Here is a 15,979-nt window from a genome sequence, read left to right as displayed (position 1 = left end):
CTGGGTGATGTCCGGGGCGGTGCGCGTCGAGTGGGAATGACCCGTTAGGGAAAGACATCTATGAGCAAGCAGATTGAGTTCAACGAAACCGCGCGCCGCGCCATGGAGGCCGGCGTTGACAAGCTCGCCGACGCGGTCAAGATCACGCTGGGCCCGCGCGGCCGACATGTCGTGCTGGCCAAGGCCTTTGGCGGGCCCGCCGTCACCAACGACGGTGTGACCATCGCTCGCGACATCGACCTCGAGGATCCCTTCGAGAACCTCGGTGCGCAGCTGGTGAAGTCGGTGGCGACCAAGACCAACGACGTCACCGGTGACGGCACCACCACGGCCACCGTGCTGGCGCAGGCCATCATCAAGGCGGGTCTGCGCAACATCGCCGCCGGGGCCAACCCGATGGCGCTGGGCGTGGGCATCAGCAAGGCCGCTGACCTCACCTCCGAGGCGCTGCTGGCCGCGGCCACCCCGGTCGACGGGAAGAATGCCATCGCGCAGGTGGCCACCGTGTCCTCGCGCGACCCCGAGGTCGGCGAACTGGTCGGCGAGGCCATGACCAAGGTCGGCGGCGACGGCGTGGTGTCCGTCGAGGAGTCCTCGACGCTGAGCACCGAACTCGAGATCACCGACGGCGTCGGCTTCGACAAGGGTTTCCTGTCGGCCTACTTCGTCACCGATTTCGATACCCAGGAGGCCATCCTCGAGGACGCGCTGGTGCTGCTGCACCGCGACAAGATCAGCTCGCTGCCGGATCTGCTGCCGCTGCTGGAGAAGGTCGCCGAGGCCGGCAAGCCGCTGCTGATCGTCGCCGAGGACGTCGAGGGCGAGCCGCTGTCGACGCTGGTCGTCAACGCGATCCGCAAGACCCTCAAGGCCGTTGCGGTCAAGGCGCCGTTCTTCGGTGATCGTCGCAAGGCGTTCCTCGAGGACCTTGCCGTCGTCACCGGCGCGCAGGTGGTCAACCCCGACGTCGGCCTGGTGCTGCGCGAGGTGGGTCTCGAGGTGCTGGGTACGGCCCGTCGCATCGTGGTGGGCAAGGACGACACCGTGATCGTCGACGGTGGCGGCGCCAAGGAAGCCGTCGATGCCCGTGCGGCGCAGCTGCGTTCGGAGATCGAGACCAGCGATTCGGACTGGGATCGGGAGAAGCTCGAGGAGCGCCTGGCCAAGCTGGCCGGCGGCGTCGCCGTCATCAAGGTCGGCGCGGCCACCGAGACCGATCTGAAGAAGCGCAAGGAAGCCGTCGACGACGCGGTCGCCGCGGCCAAGGCGGCCGTCGAGGAAGGCGTCGTCGCCGGCGGCGGTTCGGCGCTGATCCAGGTGCGCAAGCAGCTCGCGGAGCTGAAGGCGTCGCTGACCGGTGACGAGGCCCTCGGCGTGGACGTCTTCTCGTCCGCGCTGACCACGCCGCTGTACTGGATCGCCAGCAACGCCGGGTTCGACGGGTCCGTCGTGGTCAGCAAGGTCGGCGACCTGCCGGCCGGGCACGGCTTCAACGCCGCCACGCTGGAGTACGGCGACCTGGCCGCCGACGGTGTCATCGACCCGGTCAAGGTCACCCGCTCGGCGGTGCTCAACGCCGCGTCGGTGGCCCGGATGGTGCTCACCACCGAGACCGCGGTTGTCGACAAGCCGGTCGAGGAAGACGAGGACGCTGGTCACGGGCACGGCCACCACGGCCACGCCCACTAGCTAGTCACGCAAAACACCCTCGGTCCGCAAGGACCGGGGGTGTTTTCGTTCCTGCGGGCGGCCCTTCGGTCAGAATGAGGCAACCGCCCCACGCGCACACGGCGTCGGCAGCGCACGCTGAGGCCATGAGCACACTGAAGAATCCCCGAACCGCCGCCGCAGATGTGGCGCGCACACCGACATTGCCCTCGGGGCCCGAGGAAACCGTCACCGGGTTCGGCGTCATGGGCCTACCCTTCGCCAGCGGCCATTATCTGGCCCTCCGTGATTTCCCGGCAGCATCGTTCCTGCCCGATTCGATACCGGGCTACCGTTCGGTGTGGCACCGCGACCCCACCGGAGCCTGGACGTTCTACGCCACCACCCCCGCCGAACACAGTTGCGCGCGCTACTTCAGCAGGGCCACCGCCAACGCGGCGGTGCAGTGCGCCATCGACATCACCTGGACCGGAGATTTCACGCTGATCGTCGAGATCCCCGGGGTCTTGAACTGGTCGGTGCAACTGCGGCACACCCCGGCCACGCGACTGCTGACCCGCGTGGGATGTCGTCTCCCCGAAACGCTTTGGACCCGGCGCGTGGTGCTGGCCGGTATCGGACGGATGGCCGGACCACTGCTGGACGCCGGGCAGGTCCGGTTGGCCGGAACCATGCCCAACGGACAGCATTTCCGCATCGCTCCCAAGCAGATATGGGCGGTCCACTCGTCGCGGGCCGTGCTGCACGGGCGCGACCTGGGCGACATCGCGCGACTGGCCGAGCAGGCTCGACTCGGCGACTTCCGGGCGCCGCAGCGCGGGCTGGCCGTGGTGGGGCAGGGGCGCTTCGATTCCTTTGATCCAACCAGGCATCACAGTGCCGCCGAGTTGGCAGAATCAGGGTGATGGACGCGGGGGCGGGTCCCACCCGGGCCGAATTGTTGGCGGCGCTATCGGTTGCCGTCGACCTCGGCCTGGGTCAACCCGCCGAGCACATGCTGCGCTCGGCGTTGATTGCCACCAGGATCGCTGATCGGCTCGGTCTTTCGGCTGGCGAACGCGATTGCGTGTACTACACCGCGCTGGTCATGTGGATCGGCTGTCACGCCGATTCGCACGAGTACGCACGCTGGTTCGGTGACGACATCGCCGTGCGCCACGACTCCTACCTGGTCGACTGGGCGGGCCTGCCGTACTTTCGGTTCTTGATATCGAATGTCGCGCGTGGAGAACCACTTTCACGCCGTCTTTGGGTATTGGCGGCATTGTTCGTCAATGCCCGCGGGCAGCTGTCGCGGCTGATCCACTCGCACTGCACATCGGCCGGGCTGTTGGCCGAACGAATGGGTTTGGGCGCCGACGTCCAACACGCCCTGAGCTTCACCTTCGAACGATTCGACGGTGGCGGGTTGCCCGCCGGCGTACGCGGCGAGTCCATCCCCATCGCCATCCGGATAGTTCAACTCGCCGACACGGTCGAGGTGCACCAGCGGACGCTGGGCATCCAGGGTGCCGCAGCGATGGTCCGCGCTCGCCGTGGTGGGCAGTTCGACCCGCGGATCGCCGACGTATTCCTTGCCGACCCCGAGCAGATACTGGCCGGCCCCGCCGCAGGCGACAGTTGGAACGCCGCGTTACGGCAGGCGCCTGATCGCGGTGAACACTTGGCGGGGCCCGCTCTGGAGGACATGTTGCAGGCCCTCGGCGACTTCGTCGACCTGAAATGTCCCTTCACCCTCGGGCATTCACGCGCCGTGGCCGAGCTCGCGGCATCGGCCGCGGGTATCGCCGGCCTTGCCGAAACCGAGGTCGCGACCCTCCGTCGTGCCGGCTATGTCCACGACCTCGGACGCATCGGCGTGTCGAACCGCGTCTGGTCCAAGCCCACGACCCTGTCAGCGGGGGAGTTCGAACGGGTCCGCCTGCATCCGTACCTCACCGTGCGGATCCTCAGCCAGGTCAACGGTTTACGTGAGGTGGCGACGTTGGCCGGCAATCACCACGAATGTCTCGACGGCACCGGGTATCCCCGCAATCTCACCGGGGGCGCGCTGACCCTGTCGGATCGGATCCTGGCCGCGGCCGTCAGTTACCAATCGGCGCTGGAGCCTCGGCCCTACCGGGCGGCGATGTCGCCCGCCGGCGCCGAGCGCAGGTTACGCGCCAGGATGACCGCCGGGGAACTGGACGCCACCGCGGTGGATGCGGTCCTCGACGCCGCTGCCCACCGCCCGGGGCGGGCACATGTGCGACCGGATCGGTTGACGCCGCGCGAGATCGAGGTGCTGCGCCTGGTCGCGACCGGGGCGTCCAACAGGGAGATCGCGACGGCCCTGGTGATCAGCGAGAAGACCGCCCGCAACCACGTCGAGCGCACCTACGCCAAGATCGGGTGTCCAACCGCATCGGGGCGAGCATGTACGCGTTGCAGAACGGGCTGGCCGCTCCGCAATGAGGTTGTGACGAGGCCGCGACGCCTGGCCCGTCAGCGGCGTTGCAACTCGATGACCGGGATCACCCGTTCGGTCTTGTCCTGGTACTCGCCGAATCCGGGGGCCTGCTCCACGACGCGGACGTACGCGGCGTCGCGCTCGTCGCGCGGCATCTCCCGGGCGCGCACATCGTAGGCGTCGGTGCCGATTTCGATATGGGCGTCGGGATTGGCGCGCAGGTTGTGCAGCCACGCCGGATCTTTGTCGGCGCCGGCGTAGGAACCGACGACGGCGAGTTTCCCGTCGACGTCGAATGCCATCACCGGGCTGATGCGTTGCTTGCCCGACTTGGCACCGACGGTGTGCAGCAACAGCAGCCTGGCCCCTTCGAACGGGCCGCCGACCTTGCCGCCGTTGGCCCGGAATTCCGCGATGATCTTGTCGTTCCAGTTGTCAGCCATGAGATCCCTTCGGTCCGGTCCACGTCGTGCCTGCCCTCCACTGTGCCCGACGCGACCACCTGGTTTTGCTTGAATCCAAACGCCGGTATAGCCTGGCTGTCGTGAACATCGGCGTGTGTGCCAGCTATTGGCGCTTTATCGAGGCTCCGGGCGGAGCCGATAAAGCGCAGCTTTAAGCACGCATCCACCCGGAGCCCAGGCAGTGACCCTCTGGTCGCTGCCTTTCGTCATTCAAGGGGCGCCGGACATTCGCAGGTGCCCCATATCAGGAAGGCACTGAAGAGATGAACCTGGCGCAGACCGCCACCCCACCGGTGACATCCGACCGGCGGGTCCGCAGTTTCAGCGAGATCCCCAGCCCGCACGAGGTGCTCACCGAGTTCCCGCTGGGTGCCCGCCGCGCCGAGCGCGTCGCCCGCGACCGCGACGAGGTCGCCGACATCCTCGCCGGTCGCGACAACCGGCTGCTGGTCGTGGTGGGGCCCTGTTCGGTGCATGATCCGGCGGCCGCCCTGGACTACGCGAGCCGGCTGGTCAAGGTCGCCGACGAGCTCCGTGACCGGGTCAAGATCGTCATGCGGGTGTACTTCGAGAAGCCCCGCACCACCGTCGGCTGGAAGGGCCTGATCAACGACCCGGGCATGGACGGCACCTTCGACGTGGCCCGCGGGCTGCGCGTCGCCCGCCAGCTGCTGCTGGACGTCATCGACATCGGGCTGCCGGTGGGCTGCGAGTTCCTGGAGCCGACCAGCCCGCAGTACATCGCCGACGCGGTGGCCTGGGGCGCGATCGGTGCCCGCACCACCGAATCCCAGGTGCACCGGCAGTTGGCCTCGGGGCTGTCGATGCCCGTCGGGTTCAAGAACGGCACCGACGGCAACGTGCAGGTCGCCGTGGACGGCGCGAAATCTGCTACCGCATCACATGTTTTCTTCGGCATGGACGACATGGGCCGCGGCGCGGTCGTCACCACCGAGGGCAACGAGGACTGCCACGTGATCCTGCGCGGCGGCACCGGCGGACCCAACTGCGACGCCGACGCGGTGACCGCGGCGGCGGCCCGACTGGAGGCGGCCGGGCTGCCCGGGCGGGTCGTGATCGACTGCAGCCACGCCAATTCCGGTAAGGACCACATCCGGCAGGCCGAGGTGGCCTCCGAGGTCGCGCAACTGGTGCGCGACGGGGCGCCGGTCAGCGGCGTGATGCTGGAGAGCTTCCTCGTCGGTGGGGCACAGGCGCCCGAAGCGCAGCCGCTCACCTACGGGCAGTCGGTGACCGACAAGTGCATGGACTGGCCGGCCACCGATCGGGTGCTGCGCGACCTGGCGAGGTAGCCGGTCGGGGAGTAGCCGTCAGAAGATGGTGTAACCCCCGTCGACAACCACCTCGTTGCCGGTGTGGAAGAGCTGGGTGGGATCGGCGAGGAACGCGGCGACTTGCTGATACTCGTCGGGTTCGGCCCAACGTCGCACCGGCGTGCGACCGATGGTGGCCGCCATGAACTTGGGGTTCTGTTGCCCATGGGAAGTGATGCTGGTCCTCGTCCACCCCGGGATCAGGGTGTTGCAGCGCACCCGGTGCCGAGCCAACTCGACGGCCAAGGTCCGGGAAAGTCCGAGGAGGGCGGTTTTGCTGGCCGCGTAGGAGGCGATGCCCGCGGCCCCGTACCGGCTGGAAGTCGAGGACACCACGATGATGGACCCGCCGCTGTCCTGCTCGACGAAACGTCGCGCGGCCTCGCGGGTGCACAGGAAGGCGCCGTCCAGATTGGTGCGCAGGACCCGCTGCCACGATTCCAACGTGGTGTCGACGATCGGGGCGGGCGCGTCGACCATTCCCGCATTGGCCACGAAACAACCCAGCGGACCCAGCTCGGCAACGGTGCGTCGCATCGCCTCGGCGACCGCCGCCTCGTCGGCAACATCGCACGACACCGACATCGTGTTCGCGCCCAGCGCGCGTAGCTCGTCGGTCACCTCGGCGTTGCGATCCGCGTTCCGCGACCAGATCGACACCGCGCCACCGGCTTTGGCGATACCAATTGCCATTGCGCGGCCGATCCCAGAGTTCCCTCCGGTGACCACGGCGGTGACTCCGGACAGATCGGTCATCGCGCGACTCCTCACAAGGATGGACGGGTGATTCAGAAGAGTCTCGCATGCAGCTCGCGGTGTGAATTAGCGTTGTCCCATGAAGTCACCCAAGCTTGCGGTGTTCGTGTTGGGACTGAGCGCTCTCGTCGTCCTGACGGGTTGCTCAGGCGGCCAGGGGCCGGTGCGCGGCAGCGCGCCGGAGGCCATGGACAGCGCACCGGCCATCGCCCCGGCACCGGAGAAGTTCGAGCCCGCGCCGGGTGACCGGACGGCGCCCCAGCGCGACGTCGTCAAGACCGCCACGATGCGAATCACGGTCGCCGACACCGTCGTCGCCGCCGACAAGGCCGTCGACATCGCGGCCGATGCCGACGGTCGCGTCGACAACCGGACCGACGACGCCGGCACCGGCGCCGGCCGCGCGCAGTCGTCGGTGGTGCTGCGGGTCCCGGCCGACAAGCTCGACGAGGTCATCGACGAACTCGGGGGACTCGGGTTCGTGCAGAACGCCAACACCCGCGCCGAGGACGTGACCGCACAGCGCGTCGACCTCGACGCCCGGATCACCGCGCTGCAGACCTCGGTGGACCGCCTGCTGGGCATCATGCGCGACGCGCGGGATCCCGAAGCGCTGATCAGCGCCGAGAACGCGCTGTCGGAGCGGCAGGCCGAACTGGACAGCCTGCGGGCTCAGCGCACGGCCCTCGGCGAGCAGATCGCCTACAGCACCGTCGACGTCACGTTCACCGCCGAGCAGGCCGGCACCTCGTCGCCGCAGCGTTATGAGGGCTTCTTCGGCCAGGTCAAACGCGGTTGGGACACCATGGTGGACACCGCGGGGGACCTGATCCTGCTGTTCGGCTACCTGCTGCCCTGGTTGGTGGCTCTGGCGGTGGTCGCCGCGGTGGCCATCGGCCTGGCTCAGGCGCTGCGGCGGATCCCGCGCTTGAGCAGCAACTCGCGCTCGGACTCCGACAAGCCGCCCCAGATTCCGTAGGGCTCTCCGACGGCAAGGGCGTGCGAACGGCACTGGACGATCACCGGGCAGCTGCGGCACATTTCCTTGGCGCGCAGTTCGCGCTGGGCACGGGCGCGGCCGCGTTCACCGTCGGGGTGGAAGAACACCGCGGAGTCGACGCCTCGGCACACCCCGTGCATTTGCCAATCCCAGATGTCGGCGTTGGGACCGGGCAGTTGCTGCGGCTGTGGCATTGAAGAACCCCTTGTCGCCCAGTTCCTTTGACTGGCAAAGGAAGGTGTAGTCCGAGTTCTGTCGCCGGTGACAACTCGAGTGCACTCACAAAGTATGGGTGTCCCGGAAAGCGAGTCAATAGTCGGACGCTGTGGTAAAGGGCATATCCGCAGCGTAAGAATTTACTTCATGTTCATCCTTTGGCCGGTTTCGCGCCATCGCGACGACTCGTCGAAACCGGCAGTCCCGCACCGATCTTGAATTTCCGCACGTCGTTGTCATCTCGGTGGCAAACTCGTTTACCCGCAATCTCGCAGCGATTTATGTGTTCGTAACGCGGCGGGCGTCAACTGTTAACTTGTGAATTGATAGCGTCCGGCCGATGTCGCACGCATTTCCCCGCCCGTCCGACGGGCCGGTGAACGGGCCGGTGAACGGGCCGTTGTACGCCGCGGCGTTCGGGGACATTCCCGAACGTTGGCCGCTGCCACCCGCGCAGGATTCGGTCCAGCGTTGGCTGCGCGCGGTGACCGCCGGCGGGCAGGGGCGCTACGGCGCCGCGCGCACCGAGTTGGCCCTGCTGCGCCGCGAGGCGCCGGCCGGTCCGCTGGCCTCCCTGGGGCACAGCACCGAGGCCTCGCTGTGGCGGCAGCTCGGTTGGCACGCGCGGGCCCGAGGCTGGGACGGCCGGGCGCTGTTGCTGGCCGGCGACGACCGCGAGGCCCGCACCGACGCGCTGGTCGGACTCGCGGCCGACGCGTTGGGGCTGGGCCGGTTCGCCCTCTCCGAGCGCCTGCTGCAGCAGGCCCGGTCCGAACAACCCACGGCGTCCGTCGACCGGCACGCGGTGCGCATCGCGTGGGTCAGCGCCGAACTCGCCATGGCGCAGGGCCACCCCGACCCCGCGCTGGATCACGCCCAGCGCGGGGTGGCGCTGGCGGCCGACGGGACCTCGGTGCGGCACCGCGTCAAGAGTGATGTGGTGCTGGCCGCGGCGCTGTGCTGCGCGGGGCGCGTCCCCGAAGCCACCGCGCTGGCCGACGGGCTGCTGGCGCGCACCGAGGCGCACGGCCTGACCCCGCTGCGATGGGCGGTGGCGAGTCTGCTTTTGGGGATCGGCAGCGCGGTACATACGGTGGAGCAGGTTCGGCTGATCAGGGATACCGCCGCCGACGTCGTCGGCCAGCGCGGAGGCGCATGGTGCGCGCGTTGACCACGGGACGGTCCCGCCGGGCCGTTATTGTTTAGCTGTGCCGCGCCGCCGGGATCTGTCCGGCCGTAACGTTGGAGATATCGCCGTCGATGACAATTCCAGGAGAACGTCTCGACGCCGTCGTTGCTGAAGCGGTGGCCGGCGACCGTGATGCGCTCCGGGAAGTGCTGGAGACTATTCGCCCCATCGTGGTCCGGTATTGCCGGGCTCGCGTCGGAACCGCGGAGCGCAGTGGTCTCTCAGCTGACGACGTCGCACAGGAGGTGTGCATGGCCGCCATGCTGGCGCTGCCGCGCTACCAGGATCAGGGTCGCCCGTTCCTGGCCTTCGTGTACGGCATCGCAGCTCACAAGGTGGCCGACGCGCATCGCGCGGCGGGGCGCAATCGCGCGGAACCGACGGAGTCGGTGCCCGAGCGTTACGCCCCGGACATGGGTCCCGAGCAGCAGGCGATCAACGCCGACTCGGCGGCCCGGATGGAGGAACTGCTCAAAGTGCTGCCCGAGAAGCAGCGCGAAATTCTGATCATGCGCGTGGTGGTCGGAATGTCCGCGGAGGAGACGGCCGCGGCGGTGGGCAGCACCGCCGGCGCGGTCCGGGTTGCCCAGCACCGTGCGCTGGCCAAACTCAAGAACGAGATCTCGGCTTCGGGGTACGACTATGCCTGACTTCCGCCCCGGCTCCGGCGCGTCGCAGGAACCCGAATCCCTGGCCGACATCGCCCGCACCGATCAGTTGCTCGACGCCCTGGCCGCACAGCGCCGGGTGCGCCCGGCCGACCCCCGCGACGCCGAGTTGTTCGCTTTGCTCGAGGACTGGCGCGACGGCATTCGCGGCCCCTCGGTCCGCCGATTCGTCTCCGAGGACGAGGCCGCCGCCGCGATCCAGGAGGGCCTGGCCGCGCAGACCCCGAAGCCGCGGCCGCGGCGCGGACTGACCGTCGTCGCGTCCCTGGCCGCCGGCGTGCTCGCCATCGGTGGCTTCGGCGCCCTGGTCGGCGGCGCGCAGCCCGGCGATTCGATGTACGGCCTGCGCACCGCGCTGTTCGGGGAGTCGCCGTCGGTGCGCGACGACCGCGTGACCCTGGCCGCCCAGACCGAGATGGCCGAGGTGCAGCAACTGATCGAGCGCGGCGACTGGGAACAGGCCCAGGCCAAGCTCGAGCAGGTCAGCACCACGGTGCAGACCGTCGACGACGTCGAGCACAAGACCGAGCTGGTCCAGCAGTGGAATGAGTTGAGCGTCAAGGTCGGTACCCGCGATGCGCAGGCCACCTTGCCGGCCGTCGCACCGGGGGCGCCCTCGGTGCCCCCGCCACCGGGCGTCACGCTGCTGGAGTTGCCCGCCGTCGTCGCGCCGACCACGACCGCACCGTCGGACGAGCCCACGGTTCCCACCGAGGACGACGCCACCACGACCGTCCCGGGCGAGACCACCGGGCCCAGCGAGCCCACCACGGAACCGACCGAGCCCGGCGAGACCACCGAGCCCGGTGCCGAGCCCACCGAGTCCGACGCCGCCGAACCGACCGAGGAACCGGGGACGCCCAGCACCGAACCGACGACCGAGCCCACGACTGAACCGACGACCGAGCCCACGTCGCCGCCCGCGACGCCGACCAGTACGGCCACCCCCACGCCGACGTCGGCGACCAGTTCACCGGCCCCGACCAGCAGCGCGGTCCGCACCACGACGTCGTCGGCCCCGCCGGTCGCCGAGGCGCCCGAGCCGACGACGGTGCCCACGACTGCGGTGGAGATCGAGACCTCGGCGCCGGAAGTGTCCGTGCCAGAGTCGGTCGAGGTCGACGAGGAAGTGGTCACGACGACGGCGGACAGCCCGCTGATCGAGCTGCCGATCCCGGACCTGAACTAGTCCGGACCTGAACTAGTTAGCGGTAGCCGTCGCTTTCGGAAGCCGCCTGATTCAGCGAGGCGTCGGCGTATCCGCGGCAGTAGTCCCAGGTGACGTAGGCGTCGGGTTCCGGGTCGTAGGCCGGCTCGTGCGGACGCACGGTGCCGTCGACGAGCAGCTGCAGCAGATTGGCCCGCAGCATGTCCCAGTCGTGGTAGTGGTCCTGCTGACATTCGTCGCAGCACACCACCAGACCGCGAAGTCCCTTGTGCGCCAACAGTGATTCGTACACCGCGAGATCGGCGAGGTCGGCCTCGACCGCGGACCGCTCCTGCGGGTCCAGCGGCTGCCCGGGCTCGATGGCGTCCAAGGCGGCCGAGGGGTCACTGGGGTCATCGGCGAACGGGTCTGGCGGCAATCCCGGAGGTAGATGGTCGCGCACGCCTCCACCCTACGCAGCCGCACTGGGGGAAGCCAGTGATACCCGCCGGGGCGGCGGCGTCGTCACCGGGAGCCGATAGGATGGCACTCTCGCTCCGTATGCCTTAGTGGAGGCCGCCCTGATGGCACAAGCAGTATCCCGACCCGTATCCGACGCCGAACGCACCGCCGTTCCGACCGGCGGCGATGATCCGCACAAGGTCGCGATGTTGGGTCTGACGTTCGACGACGTGCTGCTGCTGCCTGCCGCCTCGGACGTGATTCCCGCGACGGCGGACACCTCCAGCCAGTTGACCCGCAAGATCCGGCTCAAGGTGCCGCTGGTCAGCTCGGCGATGGACACCGTCACCGAGGCGCGGATGGCCATCGCGATGGCCCGCGCCGGCGGCATGGGCGTGTTGCACCGGAACCTGCCGCTGGCCGAGCAGGCCGGCCAGGTCGAGACCGTCAAGCGCTCCGAGGCCGGGATGGTCACCGACCCGGTGACCTGCTCGCCGACGAACACTCTGGCCGAGGTCGACGCGATGTGCGCGCGGTTCCGGATCTCGGGGCTGCCGGTCGTCGACGACGCCGGGCTGCTGGTCGGGATCATCACCAACCGCGACATGCGCTTCGAGGTGGACCTGAACAAGCCGGTCTCGGAGGTGATGACCAAGACGCCGCTGATCACCGCGCGCGAGGGCGTCAGCGCCGACGCCGCCCTGGGTCTGCTGCGCCGGCACAAGATCGAGAAGCTGCCGATCGTCGACGGCAACGGCAAGCTCACCGGGCTGATCACCGTCAAGGACTTCGTCAAGACCGAACAGCATCCCGATGCCACCAAGGACAGCGACGGCCGGCTGCTGGTCGGTGCGGCCGTCGGCGTGGGGGAGGACGCCTGGGAACGCGCCATGGCGCTCACCGACGCCGGGGTGGACGTGCTGATCGTCGATACCGCGCACGCCCACAACCGGATGGTGCTCGAGATGGTGGGCAAGCTGAAGGCCGAGGTCGGCGACCGGGTCGAGGTGGTCGGCGGCAATGTCGCCACCCGCAGCGCGGCCGCCGCGCTGGTCGAGGCCGGTGCCGACGCCGTCAAGGTCGGGGTCGGTCCGGGCTCCATCTGCACCACCCGCGTGGTCGCCGGTGTCGGCGCCCCGCAGATCACCGCGATCCTCGAGGCCGTCGCGGTGTGCGGGCCGGCGGGTGTGCCGGTGATCGCCGACGGCGGCCTGCAGTATTCGGGCGATATCGCCAAGGCGTTGGCCGCGGGCGCGTCGACGGCCATGCTGGGCTCGCTGCTGGCCGGCACCGCCGAGTCGCCGGGCGAGCTGATCTTCGTCAACGGCAAGCAGTTCAAGAGCTACCGCGGGATGGGATCGCTGGGTGCCATGCAGGGCCGCGGCGCCACCGGCGGCCTGGCCAAGTCCTACTCCAAGGACCGCTACTTCCAGGACGACGTGCTCTCCGAGGACAAGCTGGTGCCCGAGGGCATCGAGGGCCGGGTGCCGTTCCGGGGCCCGTTGTCGACGGTGATCCACCAGCTCACCGGTGGATTGCGGGCCGCGATGGGTTACACCGGCGCGTCCTGCATCGAACAGTTGCAGCAGGCGCAATTCGTGCGGATCACTGCGGCGGGCCTCAAGGAGAGCCATCCGCACGACATCACGATGACCGTCGAAGCACCGAACTACTACGCGCGCTAGGGGGACTTGTTCAGTGCGTGACATGGTTGAAATCGGCATGGGCCGCACCGCGCGGCGCACCTATGAGCTCGCCGACATCAATATCGTGCCGGCGCGGCGCACCCGCTCCAGCCAGGACGTCTCGACGGCCTGGCAGCTCGACGCCTACCGGTTCGAGATCCCGGTGGTCAGCCACCCGACCGACGCGCTGGCGTCGGTCGAATTCGCGATCGAACTGGGCCGCCGCGGCGGCCTGGGCGTCCTCAACGGCGAGGGCCTGATCGGCCGCCACGCCGACGTCGAGGCCAAGGTCGCGCAGGTGGTCGAGGCCGCCGCCAAGGAGCCGGAGCCGACGGCGGCTGTACGGCTGCTGCAGCAACTGCACGCCGCGCCGCTGGACCTGGACCTGCTGGGCGCGGCGGTGTCTCGGGTCCGCGAGGCCGGGGTCACCACCGCGGTGCGGGTCAGCCCGCAGAACGCCCAGGCGCTGACCCCGACCCTGGTCGCCGCGGGCATCGACCTGCTGATCATCCAGGGCACCATCATCTCCGCGGAGCGGGTGGCCTCCAACGGTGAGCCGCTGAACCTCAAGACCTTCATCTCCGAACTCGACGTGCCCGTCGTCGCCGGCGGCGTGCTGGACCACCGCACCGCGCTGCACCTGATGCGCACCGGCGCGGCCGGGGTGATCGTCGGCTACGGGTCGACCTCCGGGGCGACCACCAGCGACGAGGTGCTGGGCATCAGCGTGCCGATGGCCACCGCCATCGCCGACGCCGCGGCCGCGCGCCGCGAGTACCTCGACGAGACCGGCGGTCGGTACGTGCACGTGCTCGCCGACGGCGACATCCACACCTCCGGCGAACTGGCCAAGGCGATCGCCTGCGGCGCGGATGCCGTGGTGCTCGGGACGCCGCTGGCCCAGTCCGCCGAGGCGCTGGGCGACGGCTGGTTCTGGCCGGCGGCCGCGGCGCACCCGTCGCTGCCGCGCGGTGCGCTGCTGCAGATCGCGCTCGGCGAGCGGCCGTCGCTGGATCAGGTGCTCAGCGGCCCGTCCGACGACCCGTTCGGTTCGTTGAACCTGGTGGGTGGGCTGCGCCGGTCGATGGCCAAGGCCGGGTACTGCGACCTCAAGGAATTCCAGAAGGTCGGCCTGACGGTCGGCTCCTGAAGTTAGGCAAACCTAGCTAGAGGTTACTGGCCAGTAAGTACATACTGGCTGGCATGGAGCCGGATTACGACGTTCTCATCATCGGGTCGGGGTTCGGGGGCAGCGTCTCCGCGCTGCGACTCACCGAAAAGGGCTACCGGGTGGGCGTGCTCGAGGCGGGCCGCCGCTTCGAGGACACCGACTTCGCCAAGACCTCCTGGAACCTGCGCAAGTTCCTGTGGGCACCCAAGCTGGGTTGCTACGGCATCCAGCGCATCCACCTGCTGCGCAACGTGATGATCCTGGCCGGCGCCGGCGTCGGGGGCGGCTCGCTGAACTACGCCAACACCCTCTACGTCCCGCCGGAGCCGTTCTTCGCCGACCAGCAGTGGGCCCACATCACCGACTGGCGCGCCGAGCTCATGCCGCACTACGAGCAGGCCAAGCGCATGTTCGGGGTGGTCACCAACCCGACGTTCACCGACGCCGACCGGATCATGAAGGAGGTCGCCGACGAGATGGGCGTCGGCGAAACCTTCGTGCCCACCCCGGTCGGGGTGTTCTTCGGTCCCGACGGCGAGAAGACGCCCGGCCGACGGGTGCCCGACCCGTACTTCGGCGGCGTGGGCCCGGAGCGGACCGGGTGCATCGAATGCGGTGCGTGCATGACCGGCTGCCGCTACGGGGCGAAGAACACCCTGCTGAAGAACTACCTCGGGCTGGCCGAATCGGCTGGGGCGCAGGTGATCCCGATGACGACGGTGACCGGGTTCAGCCAGCGCGGCGACGGCGTCTGGGAGGTGAAGACCGCCGGCACCGGCCGGCTGCTGCGGCGCCGGCGCCGGACGTTCACCGCATCGCACGTGATCCTGGCCGCCGGCACCTACGGCACCCAGAAGCTGCTGTTCAAGATGCGCGACGGGGGGCAGCTGCCGCGGTTATCCGATCGACTCGGCGTGTTGACCCGGACCAACTCGGAGTCGATCGTCGGGGCGGGCCGCCTCGAGGTCGGCGACGATCTGGACCTGACCCACGGGGTGGCGATCACGTCGTCGATCCATCCCACGCCGGACACTCACGTCGAACCGGTGCGGTACGGCAAGGGTTCCAATGCGATGGGGCTGCTGCAGACCCTGATGACCGACGGCGCGGGTCCGCTGGGCACCGACGTGCCCCGGTGGCGGCAGCTGCTGGATCAGGCCCGGCAGGATCCCCGCAAGATGCTGCGGCTGCTCAACCCGACCCGGTGGAGCGAGCGGACCATGATCGCGCTGGTGATGCAGCATTTGGACAACTCGATCACGACGTTTTCGAAGAAGACCCGGCTCGGCTTCCGGGTGATGAGCAGCAAGCAGGGGCACGGCGAACCCAACCCGACGTGGATCCCGGCCGGCAACGAGGTCACCCGCCGGATCGCCGCCAAGATCGACGGCGTCGCCGGCGGCACCTGGGGGGAGCTGTTCAACATCCCGCTGACCGCCCACTTCCTGGGCGGGGCGGCCATCGGGGACGGCCCCGAGCATGGCGTGATCGACCCGTACCAGCGGGTTTACGGTTATCCGACGCTGTCGGTGATGGACGGGGCGGCGATCTCGGCCAATCTGGGGGTCAATCCGTCGTTGTCGATCACCGCCCAAGCCGAGCGCGCGGCCGCGCTGTGGCCCAACAAGGGCGAAGAAGATCTCCGTCCCACCCAGGGGCAGCCTTACCGTCGGCTGGACCCGATCGCACCGCAGCGTCCGGTGGTGCCGGCTGATGCGCCGGGGGCGCTGCGGCGGCTGCCCATCGAGCCGGTGAGCTCGGCGGGGTGAC

At 69.2% G+C, this 15,979-nt stretch carries 14 protein-coding genes and 1 pseudogene; 11 read left to right on the top strand and 4 right to left on the bottom strand.

What is annotated here, in order from left to right:
* Positions 1–60: 60 nt before the first annotated feature.
* The 3 genes and pseudogenes from groL to EL338_RS18370 all read left to right on the top strand — a co-directional run bounded on the left by groL (position 61) and on the right by EL338_RS18370 (position 4,122).
* A complete protein-coding gene (groL, locus tag EL338_RS18380; protein ID WP_126335063.1) occupies positions 61–1,689 on the top strand; it encodes a chaperonin GroEL in 1,629 nt (542 codons plus the stop codon).
* A 125-nt stretch (positions 1,690–1,814) separates the two neighbouring features.
* Entirely contained in the window at positions 1,815–2,573 is a 759-nt protein-coding gene (locus EL338_RS18375; RefSeq protein ID WP_126335062.1) for a hypothetical protein, read from the top strand.
* Positions 2,573–4,122, top strand: a pseudogene (locus tag EL338_RS18370) (HD domain-containing phosphohydrolase). Before EL338_RS18375 ends, EL338_RS18370 begins: the two are co-directional and overlap by 1 nt.
* Positions 4,123–4,152: 30 nt before the next feature.
* Here EL338_RS18370 and EL338_RS18365 read toward each other — a convergent pair.
* A complete protein-coding gene (locus EL338_RS18365) occupies positions 4,153–4,560 on the bottom strand; it encodes a nitroreductase family deazaflavin-dependent oxidoreductase (RefSeq protein WP_126335061.1) in 408 nt (135 codons plus the stop codon).
* 284 nt (positions 4,561–4,844) lie between these two features.
* Between EL338_RS18365 and EL338_RS18360 the strand changes: the two genes are divergently transcribed.
* Positions 4,845–5,894 (top strand): 3-deoxy-7-phosphoheptulonate synthase, encoded by a 1,050-nt coding sequence (locus EL338_RS18360; RefSeq protein WP_126335060.1) that lies wholly within the window; start codon positions 4,845–4,847, stop codon positions 5,892–5,894.
* An 18-nt stretch (positions 5,895–5,912) separates the two neighbouring features.
* Here EL338_RS18360 and EL338_RS18355 read toward each other — a convergent pair whose 3' ends face one another.
* On the bottom strand, positions 5,913–6,671 hold the full coding sequence (locus tag EL338_RS18355) for an SDR family NAD(P)-dependent oxidoreductase (protein WP_126335059.1): 759 nt from the start codon (positions 6,669–6,671) through the stop codon (positions 5,913–5,915).
* 79 nt (positions 6,672–6,750) lie between these two features.
* Here EL338_RS18355 and EL338_RS18350 point away from each other — a divergent pair, with 79 nt between their 5' ends.
* Positions 6,751–7,650: a DUF4349 domain-containing protein gene (locus EL338_RS18350; protein ID WP_126335058.1), complete on the top strand. Its 900-nt coding sequence runs from the start codon at positions 6,751–6,753 to the stop codon at positions 7,648–7,650.
* Here the strand turns inward: EL338_RS18350 and EL338_RS18345 are convergent.
* Positions 7,575–7,865 (bottom strand): WhiB family transcriptional regulator, encoded by a 291-nt coding sequence (locus EL338_RS18345; protein WP_126335057.1) that lies wholly within the window; start codon positions 7,863–7,865, stop codon positions 7,575–7,577. The two genes, EL338_RS18350 and EL338_RS18345, sit on opposite strands and share 76 nt — an antisense overlap.
* A gap of 362 nt (positions 7,866–8,227) precedes the next feature.
* On the opposite strand from EL338_RS18345, the gene EL338_RS18340 reads away from it, so the two are divergent.
* From EL338_RS18340 to EL338_RS18330, 3 genes are all read left to right on the top strand, one after another.
* A complete protein-coding gene (locus EL338_RS18340) occupies positions 8,228–9,058 on the top strand; it encodes a tetratricopeptide repeat protein (protein ID WP_235666197.1) in 831 nt (276 codons plus the stop codon).
* 89 nt (positions 9,059–9,147) lie between these two features.
* Positions 9,148–9,726 (top strand): sigma-70 family RNA polymerase sigma factor, encoded by a 579-nt coding sequence (locus EL338_RS18335; protein WP_126335056.1) that lies wholly within the window; start codon positions 9,148–9,150, stop codon positions 9,724–9,726.
* Entirely contained in the window at positions 9,719–10,933 is a 1,215-nt protein-coding gene (locus EL338_RS18330) for an anti-sigma-D factor RsdA (protein WP_126335055.1), read from the top strand. Before EL338_RS18335 ends, EL338_RS18330 begins: the two co-directional genes overlap by 8 nt.
* Positions 10,934–10,949: 16 nt before the next feature.
* Here the strand turns inward: EL338_RS18330 and EL338_RS18325 are convergent, their stop codons facing one another.
* Positions 10,950–11,354, bottom strand: a complete 405-nt coding sequence (locus EL338_RS18325) for a DUF5319 domain-containing protein (RefSeq protein ID WP_126335054.1) — start codon at positions 11,352–11,354, stop codon at positions 10,950–10,952.
* A gap of 121 nt (positions 11,355–11,475) precedes the next feature.
* On the opposite strand from EL338_RS18325, the gene guaB reads away from it, so the two are divergent.
* The 3 genes from guaB to EL338_RS18310 are packed head-to-tail and all read left to right on the top strand — an operon-like array spanning position 11,476 to position 15,978.
* Positions 11,476–13,038 carry an IMP dehydrogenase gene (gene guaB, locus EL338_RS18320; protein ID WP_126335053.1) on the top strand — a complete coding sequence of 521 codons (1,563 nt, stop codon included), beginning with the start codon at positions 11,476–11,478 and terminating at the stop codon, positions 13,036–13,038.
* A gap of 22 nt (positions 13,039–13,060) precedes the next feature.
* Positions 13,061–14,188: a GuaB3 family IMP dehydrogenase-related protein gene (locus EL338_RS18315; RefSeq protein ID WP_126335052.1), complete on the top strand. Its 1,128-nt coding sequence runs from the start codon at positions 13,061–13,063 to the stop codon at positions 14,186–14,188.
* A gap of 53 nt (positions 14,189–14,241) precedes the next feature.
* Positions 14,242–15,978, top strand: coding sequence for an FAD-dependent oxidoreductase (locus tag EL338_RS18310; RefSeq protein ID WP_126335051.1), 1,737 nt, complete (start codon positions 14,242–14,244; stop codon positions 15,976–15,978).
* Position 15,979: the final 1 nt, after the last annotated feature.

The organism is Mycolicibacterium chitae (genome assembly GCF_900637205.1).
GTDB lineage: Bacteria > Actinomycetota > Actinomycetes > Mycobacteriales > Mycobacteriaceae > Mycobacterium > Mycobacterium chitae.
This window is presented reverse-complemented; position numbering and strand designations above follow the sequence as displayed.

Coding starts and splice junctions, on each gene's coding strand:
- EL338_RS18340 (WP_235666197.1), top strand. CDS start 8,228: ATGTCGCACGCATTTCCCCGCCCGTCCGACGGGCCGGTGAACGGGCCG.
- EL338_RS18345 (WP_126335057.1), bottom strand. CDS start 7,865: ATGCCACAGCCGCAGCAACTGCCCGGTCCCAACGCCGACATCTGGGAT.
- EL338_RS18360 (WP_126335060.1), top strand. CDS start 4,845: ATGAACCTGGCGCAGACCGCCACCCCACCGGTGACATCCGACCGGCGG.
- EL338_RS18330 (WP_126335055.1), top strand. CDS start 9,719: ATGCCTGACTTCCGCCCCGGCTCCGGCGCGTCGCAGGAACCCGAATCC.
- EL338_RS18355 (WP_126335059.1), bottom strand. CDS start 6,671: ATGACCGATCTGTCCGGAGTCACCGCCGTGGTCACCGGAGGGAACTCT.
- guaB (WP_126335053.1), top strand. CDS start 11,476: ATGGCACAAGCAGTATCCCGACCCGTATCCGACGCCGAACGCACCGCC.
- EL338_RS18310 (WP_126335051.1), top strand. CDS start 14,242: ATGGAGCCGGATTACGACGTTCTCATCATCGGGTCGGGGTTCGGGGGC.
- EL338_RS18350 (WP_126335058.1), top strand. CDS start 6,751: ATGAAGTCACCCAAGCTTGCGGTGTTCGTGTTGGGACTGAGCGCTCTC.
- EL338_RS18365 (WP_126335061.1), bottom strand. CDS start 4,560: ATGGCTGACAACTGGAACGACAAGATCATCGCGGAATTCCGGGCCAAC.
- groL (WP_126335063.1), top strand. CDS start 61: ATGAGCAAGCAGATTGAGTTCAACGAAACCGCGCGCCGCGCCATGGAG.
- EL338_RS18315 (WP_126335052.1), top strand. CDS start 13,061: ATGGTTGAAATCGGCATGGGCCGCACCGCGCGGCGCACCTATGAGCTC.
- EL338_RS18335 (WP_126335056.1), top strand. CDS start 9,148: ATGACAATTCCAGGAGAACGTCTCGACGCCGTCGTTGCTGAAGCGGTG.
- EL338_RS18375 (WP_126335062.1), top strand. CDS start 1,815: ATGAGCACACTGAAGAATCCCCGAACCGCCGCCGCAGATGTGGCGCGC.